Origin of the sequence: Mucilaginibacter gossypiicola, assembly GCF_900110105.1 — a bacterium.
Lineage (GTDB): Bacteria > Bacteroidota > Bacteroidia > Sphingobacteriales > Sphingobacteriaceae > Mucilaginibacter > Mucilaginibacter gossypiicola.
The window spans coordinates 603,502-615,547 of the sequence record NZ_FOCL01000004.1 but is presented as its reverse complement, the minus strand read 5'-3'; the positions used below and the strand labels follow the sequence as shown (position 1 = coordinate 615,547).

The following is a 12,046-nucleotide window of genomic DNA, read 5'->3' as shown; positions in this document are numbered from 1 at the left end:
ATTGCGAGGTACGAAGCAATCCCAAACTATACAGGGCAAACCTGCTAATCGGGGATTGCTTCGTGCCTCGCAATGACGCTTTTTTGTTTTTCTCCCTATAAATAGAATATAAATCCAAGCTTCGGCTACTTACACTCATTTGATAACAAGCTGTCCAGATCCTTCCTTATCCTACTCCTGTCCCCCGGAGTCTTTGCCAGTTTTAGTGCAGTTTGTAAATGCGATACTGCCTTTTCACGATCCACACCTGTATACAAATAGCCAAGCAACACATGGTACAGATGATTGGTATCCAGCTTTAATTTCTCGGCTTCAATAATAGCTTTCTCCTTCCCTTTTACTTTTGCCAAAGCGTATGCCCGGTTCAGCGCAGCCGCGGGTGAATAAGCAGCAATAAGCAGCCTGTTGTATAGCATCAATATATTTTCCCACTTTTCGGCAGTGTCTGCTTTAACAGTATGCCAATAGGCTATAGCAGCTTCAATATGATATTTGCCCGCCTCATTCCCTTTTGAGGCCAGGTTAAGATAGTGTCTTCCCTTCGCTATCAGTTCGTCATTCCAAAGCGTCCTGTCCTGATCGTCATAGCGGATCATTTCGCCGCTTTCATCTATCCGGGCATCAAACCTTGAAGCATGAAAACACATCAGTGATAACAAGGCATTTACTTCAGGCAAATTGGTTTGTTTATTTTCTATCAGGAGATAGTTAAGGCGCATGGCCTCTAAACAAAGGTCTTTACGCAATGTAGTGCTCTGACAGCTGGAATAATATCCTTCATTAAAAAGTAGGTATAAGGTTTTCAATACAATGCCCAAACGGTTAACGATATCAGATGCTTCCGGAAAAATGATCTTTACTTTTTGTTCGCGCAGTTTTTCTTTGGCCCTGAACAGGCGTTTATTAATGGTTTCTTTGTTTGATAAAAAAGCTTCCGCAATTTCGTCAATCCCAAAGCCGCAAAGAATGCGCAGGGCAAGACCAATCTGCGCCTCGGCAGGAAGTACCGGGTGGCAAATGGCAAACATCATTTGCAGCTGGCTATCACTGATATTTTGGTCAGACAGGTCTATCTCTACTTCATAATTATCTTCCTTATCAAACCCTTCAACTATTTTTTGCTTAAACCTTGCACCACGCCTTACATAATCAGTTGCTTTGTTGCGCGCGACGGTATATAGCCATGCTTTAGGATTATCGGGCAGGCCCTTAATACCCCATGTTTCGGCGGCGGTGAGAAAAGTATCGCTGGCAATATCCTCCGCAGCTTCAATATGTTCAAAGCCAAAATAATGGCATAATACGGCAATTATCTTCTGATATTCGGAACGGAACAAATGTGGTAAAAGCTGATCCTGCTGCATAGTAAAACAAGCAGCCTCCCGTAAATGGGAGGCTGCAAAAACAATTATACTTCCATCGGGATAATAGGCCGAACTTCAACGCTACCTCCTACCGATAATATCGGGCATCCTTTTGATAGTTCGGTTGCCTCTGCTAAGGTTGATGCTTTGATAATGGTGTAACCGCCAATGGCTTCCTTAACCTCAACATATGGGCCATCTGTTACTACATTATCGGGTTTAATTACGCTGCCTGCGGTATCCAGCCTGTTGCCAACGGCTACCAGTTTGTTTTGCGCAGCAATGCCGCCAATCCACTCGCGCCAGTAGTTCATCATGGTTTGCATTTGCTCGGGTGATCGTTTTGCTGCTGTGGCTTCTGCATCTCTTCTGAAAATCAATAAGAACTCGTTCATGTTTTTTGAATTTAATGGTTAAAAACCAAAAGACGATCAGGTTTGGTTGAATTGGACAACTGCACATTTTTTTTTTCAAAGTAATCAGAAAAAGCTTAATCTGCCTAATACTATTTCAGTGCCTGCAATCTATAACATTACATAACACTTATAAATTGAGGTTGATATGCTTTTGTTATTTCACGTACTTTGATATGTAACAACACTACCAAACAATGAAATACAGAAAATTAGGAAACACAGGAGTTGAACTTTCGGCCATCGGACTGGGCTGTATGGGCATGAACCATGCTTACGGCCAGCCGGATGATAATGAATCGATAGCAACACTTGAAAAATCAATAGAAATAGGCATCAACTTTTGGGATACAGCCGATGTGTACGCCAATGGCCGAAATGAGGAACTGGTATCAAAAGTATTGGTGCCTAATCGTGATAAAATTTTCATCGCCACTAAATTCGGGTTCAGGGCCGGTGCAGATGGCAGGCTTACAGAATTTGATGGCTCGCCTGCCTATATCAAAACCGCCGTTGAGCAAAGTTTGAAACGCTTAAAAACAGATGTGATAGACCTGTATTACGCTCACCGTATCGATCCTAACGTGCCCGTGGAGGACATGGTAGGCGCTATGGCCGAGTTGGTAAAAGAAGGCAAAGTAAAATATCTTGGTTTATCTGAAGCTTCGGCCAATTCTATCCGCCGTGCCCATGCGGTACATCCAATCAGCGCCTTGCAAAGCGAGTACTCATTATTGACCCGCGATGTTGAAGCCGAAATACTGCCGGTTTGTAAAGAATTAGGGATTTCATTTGTTCCGTTTAGTCCGCTGGTACGAGGATTGGTGACCAACGCATTAGATGTAACCAAACTTGCCGATAACGATTTCAGGAAAAGCCTGCCACGTTATCAGAGCGAAAATGCCGAAAATAACATGGGTCTTGCTCACGAATTTGCCCAGCTTGCAGCTCAAAAACAGTGTACACCTGCTCAACTGGCGCTTGCCTGGGTACTGGCGCAGGGCGATAATATTATCCCCATCCCCGGTACAAAAAGAAGAAAATATTTGCTGGATAATGCAGGATCGGTTGATGTGGAATTAACTTCTGCCGATCTGCAGGATATTGAAGCAGTTTTAGCAAAATACCCAGATACCGGCGACAGGTATAACGAGGCCAATTACAAATTCGTTGATAAAAATTAACAATCATCATCATTCACGCAGAGAAGCTGTAGTCACGAACTTAAGCAATTTAATTGAACAAAGGATTTTAAAAATCCCCTCTTGAGAAGGGCGCGGTGGAGAGAGCGGTAGCAGGGGTGTGTTTCGGCAATCGATAAGCAAGCGTAGGAACACACCCCTCCACCCCTCTCAAGAGGGGAATCGCACAGACCCACACTTTTTTCCTTAAGTTGCCAGCCATACCATAAATCGATTAATCTTTGCGACTTAAAGCAACTTTGCGTAAAAATTTAATTAAACAACATGGCTTACAACCAACAAATGGCCGATCGCATCCGCGAAGCATTAATGGACTTACCCATAGTAGAGGAAAAGAAAATGTTTCAGGGAGTTTGTTTTATGGTTAATGACAAACTGTGTGTTTGCGTTCGTAACAACGATATATTGTGCCGTATAGGTGAACAACAGGCCGAACTTGAACTCGAAAAAGGCAATTGCAATCAAATGTTAAGTGGTGACCGGGTAATGAAAGGCTATGTTTATGTTGAAGATTTCAATCTGCAAACCAATAAAGATCTAAAGTACTGGATAAACCTGTGCCTTGAATTTAACCCGCTTGCCGAAGCCTCTAAAAAGAAGAAACCTAAAAAATAGCCCCCCTCACGTTTATTAAAATTTCGCAATATTATGTTTCAATGCAAATATCACAAGCCCGGTTCTTGATTTAAGGTCGAACTTTTGAAACAGGGCATCGCGATAATTATCAATCGTATGCGGACTGAGGCACATATTGCCTGCAATTTCTTTATAAGTTAACTCAGAACAGCAGAGTTCTAAAAACCGGATCTCGTTAGCCGTTAAGCCGGCAACCGGATCGGGGGTTTTCACCTCGTCCTGGATAGAGCGCAACAACTTGCCCGACACCAGGTCATTTAAGAAATAGTTGTGCTGAGCAATGGTTTTAATAGCATACATCAGGTCTGAAGCATTAGATTCTTTCAATACATACCCGCCAGCTCCACATTTCAGCATTTTGATAATAGGTTCATCATCCTCAAACATACTCAGGGCAAGCACCCTAACCGAGGGGTAATTTTGTTTGAGCCATGCAGTTGCCTCATAACCATTAACCAGCGGCATGGTGATATCCATCAACACTACATCGGGTAATGGATATTTGCTTATTTTCTCCTTCATTACAGCGCCGTTTGACGCATCGAACATGATCTTGATTTCTTCGTTTTCGGAAAGCAGGCTGCTGATCCCCTGGCGGAACAGGGTATGATCATCCACTACAGCTATCCTGATCTCTTTGTTTTCCATATTTCAGGGGTAAGGTACTACAATTTTAATTTCGGTGCCATTTTGAATTAAAATGCGCACTTCGCCCCCAATCAGGGCCACCCGCTTGCGGATATTGAACAAACCCATCCCCCTCTTCTCTTTCATCACTTCTTCTTCAACAAAACCCTTTCCGTTGTCTTTTATCCTTACCTCCAAACTTTGCTCATCTTGCTGAATTGCTACATCAATGGCCGTGGCTTCGGCGTGGCGTACTGCGTTATTCAATATTTCCTGAAAAATGCGGAACAGTATAATTTCCTTGTCATGCTGTCCTTCTTTGGGTTTATAATTGCTATCGAAAGTTATAACATGCAGATCTGCCGTTTTTAAGTAGTCAAGCTCAAAAGCAATAGCCTTATCGAGCCCCATGCGGGTTAGTTCCTGCCCGTAAATCAGCCTGGAAAGCTGCCGAAGCTCCTTAATCGCGCGTTTTGCCAGTTGTGAGGCCGAATCTACTTTTTCACGAACACGCAACGGATCGTCGGGCTTGATAGTGCTGAGGGTAACCGCCGTTAAGCTTAGTAACTGGCCGATATTATCATGCAGGTGGCCGGCCAGGGTTTGCATGGTTTGCTCCTGTACTTCCATCTGGCTTTTCAGCAACTCGTTTTCGAAGCTGGTTTTTAGCCATGCTTTTTCCTGTTCATGCCGTTTTTTCCTGTTGTTGTACAGCATCACATAAGTAATAAGTGATACCGGCGCAATGAGGAAAATAACAGACGCTAATCCAATGAGGAGGATAAGATCCTTTGACGATATCTGCATATAAAAGCGTATGACCAGCTTAAATACAAAATGATGTTTATAATGCTAAATACAATGTACCTTGCCGAGTGGCCAATGCCTGGTGTCCGGTCCTGTACCAGGTAACTAAAAAAAAGATTGCAGGCAATGCCGGCAAAGTAAAAACAGATGGTACCATTAACCCACCAAAACGGCGCATAGGTAAACAATGGCCTCGATTTTTCTTCTTTAAGCAATAAATAATAAAAGTAAACTGACGCCAAAATTAATGCTACCGACAGGGTTGTGGATGATGCTGAAACATAAGCACCAAAATGGCTTTTCAGGAGCTCGGCAAAGTAAAAACAGGCAAAAATAGTTAGCCAGCCAATAAGCAGCTTTTGAGTGTTGTGGTACGTTTTATATAGATAATAAAAAAAATAGCTCTGCATCAGGCATTCTACCAGCAGAAAAACATTATATATCATAAAATTAGGCCGGTGCAGTTCTGTACGCAAATAAATGCCGCAAACTTCAACCACTACGGTTAACAGCAAAAAGCAGATAAAGAGCCGCCAGGCAGGCTCTTTATCCTTGTATAAACAAAATAAACTTACCACGAAGCAAAGTGCTTCACCTGTTGTATTTACCGTTATATAGGCTGACATAAGGATGATTTATTTATGGCAGTAAGGTAGCGCCAGACTTTGCGCAAGTGGCCGGCGGCGGGCATAATTCTCCTTGATTTTCGGGTATAGCCATAATAATGCCGCCGTTTTTTCCGTCTGCGCCTTTAAGGTTTTTATAATAATCTGCATGCACCTGGTTCAAAGAATCGTAGCGGGTTGAAACCATGATCAGCGTGGCATAGTTCATATAAGCATCTTTGATATTTTTGGTATCCGACTTTTTAACAGAATCATAAGCAGCCAGGTAAAAACGAATACCGTCGCCTTTTTCACTATCTATGCGGTTTATCAGGGCTTTTAACTGCTCTTTGCTGAACCATACAGTGCGTGTATCAGGGCGTATTATCCCGCCATGTTTAAAACTATGGGCACGCCCTCCGAAATTTTTCACGAGCCTGCGTGCGGTAGAGTCGTTAATAGTGCCCTTCAACAATTCCGCATCGGCAGAGGTTTGTACATTTCCATTGTTTTGAGGTTTACATGCGCCTATAGCCAGGGCGGCGAAGACTGTAATTAAGAATAGATTAGGTGTTTTCATCATTAAAAGGTTCGGTAACCGGGGATAATTAATTGTGATTTAATTTTTAAATATAGAAGAAATATCTCCCCACAAAGCAATTAATTATTGATTAACCCGGCAAACCTGAAACCCGCTTTACGCCTGCCTTAAATCCGCTTTTTACACAGGTGTTCTGAGCCTTTAACAAAACATTAAAACCGCTTGTAATAACCCTTTTTCCCGTCTATCCCTGCTTCAACGCCCCATCTACCTTAGCTGCCGTGGATCACCATCCACTTTTAAGCAAAATCATCATCATTTAAAAACAAAAAAAGACACCCAATTAAACACTTAAAAAAATGAAAAACACAGATGTATTCAAGGATTTTGACATGGTTGTAAGCATCACCGAAAAAACCATTAACGACCAGCTTACCCACCTGCTAAGGATGGGTACCATTCATCCCGAACTGATAATTACCCAGGAACTGGATGATGACACCGGCGAGTATAAATTTAAAGTGTACGATTCGCCGGATGATATCCCCCGCAATGCCCAGGGTGAACCCGAATTAGCTACTATAGACGTAGAGATACATCCCCAGGTTACTATCAACAGCAGCGGTGAAATCATCACCTTCATATTAAAATTTGTGGGAGGAAATGTTTGGTTTTGGAAGGGACAAGGGCCGAAAGCTAAACTGGTGCAATATGATGCAACAGACTGGCAATATGCAGTTGCCATAAATATGGACCTGAAACAACTACAAAAGGATGATTTGGCAAAGGGTATAAAAGTGCCTGGCTTTGTTGAAGACCAACTAAATAACTTCATGACCAATATGTTTGATATAAACCATTTGTTCATGAATTTCCAATCGACCGACCTGATGAAATTTGACCCTGATAAAACCAAGGCTGGCGCAGCAAAAGACCTGGGTGTAGAGCAGTTGGTGATTTTCATGAACTTTTATCTGAAATGGTTAACCTCAACAGGCAATCCATTTATACTGGGATATAGCATAACACAAAATGATGGAACAAAAATTCCGGATGAAGAGAAGGTTCCCGACAGCATTAAACCAACCGGTACAACCTACACCATGTTTCATGATAATACTTATCAGCATTTAAGTACGCTAAACTTTGCACTGGTTACCAAAGGCGGTTATAAAACCATAAAAACCAGCGTTGATAAATTTGAAACCAACTGGATCTCGCCCGACGACCAGTGCGACGCCAAAATGATCTATGCTGCATCGCGCTTCAGCGAAGAATTTATCCTCAAACCACTATACGAAAGGCTACGCGACCAAACCTATGAAAAAATAAAAAACGATGTGAGCGTTGGTCCCCAGAAGGAATATAATGAGGCTAAACAAGCTACCACAACAGGCTATAAATTCGTAATATCCGACTGGAATCGCGATACAGACATCTACCAAAACGCCTTTGAAGTAAATATCAGCAATCATCCCACGGAAATACATTACGATGTTAAAGGAAGCTTGTTTGTTTACAAAAGGCATGAAAAGGATATGGTGGTATGTACAGCCAGGGCATCGGCAGAAGCGCGAACCGAGTGGAGCGCAAAATTCATCATCAGGGTGGCCAAAGACAAGGATGGTCAACCTACTCTTGAATTTGACCAAAGCTGTACCGTAGACAAATATGAGCCAAGTAACAGCCAAAATACATGCGCCGACATCTGGGATGGCATCGGGGATATACTCAGCTTTTTAACGAGCATTTTCAGTTTTCTTGGTCTTAACCTCTCGTCGATGTTGCAAGACATTTTTAAAACACAGGTACCGGGATTGGGCAACATTGCTATCGCCTTAGGCAATATGAACGATAGCTTTAACAGCGCTGTTATGCTCCCCGCCGGTGGCGTGTTCTTTTTCAAAAACCCTGTTGCAGATACGCCGGGTAACGTAGCGCTTTCACTTACTTACAAAACAGACTCACAAGTGGAAGTAGAATCAAGAAAATTTGCCCAAAAATTAGCGGAGTTAAGAAGCAGGCGCAAGGTTAATCTCGTTTCGGTTAGCTAACAGGAAGGTTCATTACCCATTTTCTCACCTAAAAAATCAACTCAAAATGTTTTTTCCTAATAATAATGAGGTATTAAATGATACCGACGTCATAAAGCTTGCCGCCAATGGCAAAGCCTTTTCAAATACAGAAGTAACTGTTGCCGCCGAACTGATGAAAAATCAGCAGCACACCTCTCCGCTCGACCCCACCGGCAATATTGAGGTTGCGCAGGACGACCAGGGATGGCCAATGATTTTCACCATCGGTACCGATAAAAAATTCTCCCTGATGAAGCTTGACAGTTCTGTGCAGGGTGGCTACGAAATCATCAACTTAAGCGATAGTTTGGGGGCAGACCTCGAAGCTGTAACCTTTTCAATGACCCAGGACAGCAAGGGGAAGATTTCTATCGCGCTTGCCGTGGCTAAAAAATCAGGGGGAGACACAATGATTTTCGCTGCGTCGCGCCTTCCAAACAACTATACGGAAACCACCTGGTCAAACTTTTCATCTGTATGCCGCAAAATTGAAGGTGTAGATGCAGCATTTAAAGTTGAGCAAATGCTGATGAATATAAGTGACGATGGCAAGGCACCCGTAAGCATAGTTGCAGGTAACCTTAAAGGTTATAAATACTACTATCTGCTGGACGGATCGGCCAGTGCACGGAAGTATGAGTTTCCTGAAGATGTAAAACAACACCCGGATAGTCTGAAGGACATTGCCATTGGTTATGCCTTTGGTCAAACAGGTATCTTCTTCATATACGATATAGGCGAAAGTCAGACCCTTGCCTGTACAACACTTGCCGATGCCAGCTTAGGATCATTAAGTTATGATTATAGCCCGGGCAATGCCAAAATACCAGAACGGTTTCGTCATCTTACCTACAACTGTATCAGCACGCCTACGGGTTCAAAAAACAAAGCCATCTCCATATGCTCCGACATTTTTGTGGGCTCTCCAACCGGCGTATATTGTTTTAAAAACGCTGCGATAAATAAATGCGAATTGGTGACTGATAAAATAAAAGATGTTCATGAACTAACAGTAAGGCAGGATAAAGACAATATAGTAGTATGGGCGTCAACCGCAGGCAACAAGCTGTATTACATATACGGTAAAAAAGAGGCAAAAGGCGAAAAGTATGTATGGAATGATCCGGTGCTGTTTAAGGAAGATGTACTGCATATTGCCCCAATACGCAATACCGGCAAACAGGGCAATGAGCTGTTTCTGATAACCCAGGACAAAAGCATCCAGCATTACTGGCAGGATAGCAGTTCGACATTGTGGCGGCAGCAGGTAATTAATGTACCCGACCAAAATGATGTTATCGAATTTAATTCCTACACCACACATTTACATTTTGAAGATGATAAAGGCAAGGTATTGGTTGAAGAAACCGTAAAGATTACCGCATCGGAATGGGTGTATGTTACCATTAATGGCTTTGTTTATAGCCTTGACAAGGGCAGCTGCGCAGAAGTAAGCACCGACATTATGGGCAACGTTACCATTATCACCATGACCGAGGATATTGCCTGCCCTATTTATCACCTAACTGCCGACTGGATGGATAAAACGCTTAACATTTATCCAAACGGTAAAATAACCAAAGGGCTGGCAAACATTAAATCGGCGGCTGATTTAAAGGGGGCAAAAACCGAAGAAGGTAAGCCGGTATTATCCAACAGTAGTTATGATGATGAAACATTAAACGCTGTAGCCGGTAATATTTCACAACTTGCAGATAAGGGGCACGAGCTGAAGAGCGGTAACCGCAACGCCTTCAATCCGTACACATTTACAGCAGTTGAAAATAAAGGCGTATTGCATACAGGTCGGTTTAGCATTAACAGCCTGCCCGAAAATTTTGTATTGAGCTATGGAGCTTCGGGAACATTGGCGCTTACTGCCGCACCTGGCGATATTTTTAGCGATATCATCAATTTTGCCGGAGATGCCTTGCATTACCTGTCAGAGTTTGTTAATACATCGATAGCGGCTATCAGGCAGGGATTGATCGTACTTGAAAACGGGATCCAGTTTGTATTGAAGAAAATTGACGAGGGCTTACAATTTGTACTGGCCCTAGGCGATAAAATACTCAACATCGTACTGGATACGCTCGGCGCTGTATTTAAAGCCCTTAACTGGGTATTGAAGCTGATAGGTATCGACCTTGAAAAAATACTGGAATGGTTGGGTAAGTTATTAGGATGGACCGACATTCTTGAAACCAGCGATAAGATCTGCGATATGATCAATAACGGGTTCGATGTTATTGCAGGCACTGCGGATGTTGTGAGCGATAAGATTGCAGGGCTGTTCCGCGATATTGAAGTTGCAATTGGAGGCGAAGATCTTGTTAACAAGATTGGCAATACCGGAAAAACCAACAAAACCGACGGGCGAAGCGGGCCTTTGCAAAACCCGGCCGTCAACTGGACTACCTACCACATGGTTCACGGTAAGTCATCGCCAACATTGTCGGCCGGTAATAACAGTTTTACCGAGGAGCTTGAACGCGTTTTTAAAGATCTGCTCGAGAAGGAAATTTTCACCGCGGGCAGAGCCATTGAAATGATTGGCGATCTGCTTAGCCATATCTCAACCGATTCCATAGGCGAAACAATAACCCGGTTACTACAAATCATAGCCGTTACCGTGCTTGAAGAAGTAAAACATGGCATATTAGCTTTAATTAGCCTTTTGAAACTGCTCATCAATGCTATTAAAGCTGCAGTGAATGCCCAAATGAATATTCCGATACTGAGCGGGCTTTTAAAACTGATCCTTGGCGGCCGCGAACTTACCGTACTTCGTGTTGTTTCTATAATGATTGCTATACCTGTACGGATTATTTACAGAATAGCAACCGGCGACGCGTTTCCGCACGAGCAGATGTCGGTTATGGATGTAAACGTCGTAAACACCATGCTTAAAGAGCATGTAGGCGTACAGTCAATGGTTCTTGCAGGCGAAATGGATCAGGCCGTGGCAGAACCGGCGGACGAACAGGTACATCAAAGCCCTTATTGGCTGATGGTAATTTACGAAGTGGCCCATTCGCTTGAAATAACGGTAGGATCATTTGAACTGTTTGCCTATTTAACAAGTGGGACACCTGCTCCGGGGGGCTGGCAACAAAACCTGCAAAATTGGAGGGAAAGGCTTGGAGGAATTAAGACCTGCCTTTCTACATTTAGTACTACATTAAGTATGATCAATTTGGTGGATCTCCAACTTCAAAAAAACAAAGGAGGGTCAATTACAGTTACCGATGTTACAGATTATGAATGGACTCATTTAGCCTTCTCTTTGTTTAAGTCGATGTGTGGTTTTGCAGGAGCGGTATCATCGTCAGCAACTACAAAGAAGTGGGCCCGTGGACTTTCTTCTGCAAGTTCGGTTGGTTTGATCGCGGTTCTGGTTGGGCAATTTATTAATGAAGAAAAAATAAGGCCCAATAATCTTCGTTTTACGTCAAATCTCTTTTTAAATCTGTACAAGATGGTACTGGATTGCCCTTTCAAGGTAGGAAATCCGAAAGCTGCTGCCATTATTAGCGGTGGTAATGCCTTAATAGGGTTTACCCACGTTGGCCTGGTAGCCGGGCGATGGTATACTGACAATGATGACAATGTGAGTTTTAAAATTGTATAGGTAATTGACGAACAGTAGATTGTTTAAAGCCTATTTACCTGTTTTACCTACGATAACTCAAATGCTTTTTAAAAGTCCCGGATTGGAAAATCCGGGACTTTTTTGCTTCGGGCGTTTGCATAAGCTTAAGGGAATTAGTAGGAAA

10 protein-coding genes are annotated in these 12,046 nt (G+C 42.9%); 4 read left to right on the top strand and 6 right to left on the bottom strand.

The features are described from left to right. Positions 1–125 precede the first annotated feature (125 nt). Entirely contained in the window at positions 126–1,364 is a 1,239-nt protein-coding gene (locus BMX50_RS16225; RefSeq protein ID WP_091211578.1) for an RNA polymerase sigma factor, read from the bottom strand. Positions 1,365–1,408: 44 nt separating this feature from the next. After that, the gene (locus tag BMX50_RS16220) at positions 1,409–1,759 is read right to left on the bottom strand and encodes a YciI family protein (protein WP_091211577.1); all 351 of its coding nucleotides are present in this window, start codon (positions 1,757–1,759) and stop codon (positions 1,409–1,411) included. 215 nt (positions 1,760–1,974) lie between these two features. On the opposite strand from BMX50_RS16220, the gene BMX50_RS16215 reads away from it, so the two are divergent. Then, positions 1,975–2,961, top strand: coding sequence for an aldo/keto reductase (locus BMX50_RS16215; RefSeq protein ID WP_091211576.1), 987 nt, complete (start codon positions 1,975–1,977; stop codon positions 2,959–2,961). A gap of 282 nt (positions 2,962–3,243) precedes the next feature. Further along, positions 3,244–3,594 carry a TfoX/Sxy family protein gene (locus BMX50_RS16210; RefSeq protein ID WP_091211575.1) on the top strand — a complete coding sequence of 117 codons (351 nt, stop codon included), beginning with the start codon at positions 3,244–3,246 and terminating at the stop codon, positions 3,592–3,594. A gap of 15 nt (positions 3,595–3,609) precedes the next feature. Here the strand turns inward: BMX50_RS16210 and BMX50_RS16205 are convergent, their stop codons facing one another. From BMX50_RS16205 to BMX50_RS16190, 4 genes are read right to left on the bottom strand one after another with little or no spacing between them, the layout of a single operon-like run. After that, entirely contained in the window at positions 3,610–4,263 is a 654-nt protein-coding gene (locus BMX50_RS16205) for a response regulator transcription factor (RefSeq protein ID WP_091211574.1), read from the bottom strand. Positions 4,264–4,266: 3 nt separating this feature from the next. Further along, positions 4,267–5,049 (bottom strand): sensor histidine kinase, encoded by a 783-nt coding sequence (locus BMX50_RS16200; RefSeq protein WP_091211573.1) that lies wholly within the window; start codon positions 5,047–5,049, stop codon positions 4,267–4,269. Further along, on the bottom strand, positions 5,007–5,675 hold the full coding sequence (locus BMX50_RS16195) for a hypothetical protein (RefSeq protein WP_091211572.1): 669 nt from the start codon (positions 5,673–5,675) through the stop codon (positions 5,007–5,009). The genes BMX50_RS16200 and BMX50_RS16195 overlap by 43 nt, the downstream gene beginning before the upstream one ends. 13 nt (positions 5,676–5,688) lie before the next feature. Further along, entirely contained in the window at positions 5,689–6,237 is a 549-nt protein-coding gene (locus BMX50_RS16190; protein WP_143065193.1) for a hypothetical protein, read from the bottom strand. A gap of 317 nt (positions 6,238–6,554) precedes the next feature. On the opposite strand from BMX50_RS16190, the gene BMX50_RS16185 reads away from it, so the two are divergent. Next, entirely contained in the window at positions 6,555–8,249 is a 1,695-nt protein-coding gene (locus BMX50_RS16185; RefSeq protein ID WP_091211570.1) for a hypothetical protein, read from the top strand. Between the two features lie 46 nt (positions 8,250–8,295). Next, the gene (locus BMX50_RS16180) at positions 8,296–11,901 is read left to right on the top strand and encodes a hypothetical protein (RefSeq protein WP_091211569.1); all 3,606 of its coding nucleotides are present in this window, start codon (positions 8,296–8,298) and stop codon (positions 11,899–11,901) included. Positions 11,902–12,046: the final 145 nt, after the last annotated feature.

Coding starts and splice junctions, on each gene's coding strand:
- BMX50_RS16185 (WP_091211570.1), top strand. CDS start 6,555: ATGAAAAACACAGATGTATTCAAGGATTTTGACATGGTTGTAAGCATC.
- BMX50_RS16210 (WP_091211575.1), top strand. CDS start 3,244: ATGGCTTACAACCAACAAATGGCCGATCGCATCCGCGAAGCATTAATG.
- BMX50_RS16225 (WP_091211578.1), bottom strand. CDS start 1,364: ATGCAGCAGGATCAGCTTTTACCACATTTGTTCCGTTCCGAATATCAG.
- BMX50_RS16200 (WP_091211573.1), bottom strand. CDS start 5,049: ATGCAGATATCGTCAAAGGATCTTATCCTCCTCATTGGATTAGCGTCT.
- BMX50_RS16215 (WP_091211576.1), top strand. CDS start 1,975: ATGAAATACAGAAAATTAGGAAACACAGGAGTTGAACTTTCGGCCATC.
- BMX50_RS16205 (WP_091211574.1), bottom strand. CDS start 4,263: ATGGAAAACAAAGAGATCAGGATAGCTGTAGTGGATGATCATACCCTG.
- BMX50_RS16220 (WP_091211577.1), bottom strand. CDS start 1,759: ATGAACGAGTTCTTATTGATTTTCAGAAGAGATGCAGAAGCCACAGCA.
- BMX50_RS16195 (WP_091211572.1), bottom strand. CDS start 5,675: ATGTCAGCCTATATAACGGTAAATACAACAGGTGAAGCACTTTGCTTC.
- BMX50_RS16190 (WP_143065193.1), bottom strand. CDS start 6,237: ATGATGAAAACACCTAATCTATTCTTAATTACAGTCTTCGCCGCCCTG.
- BMX50_RS16180 (WP_091211569.1), top strand. CDS start 8,296: ATGTTTTTTCCTAATAATAATGAGGTATTAAATGATACCGACGTCATA.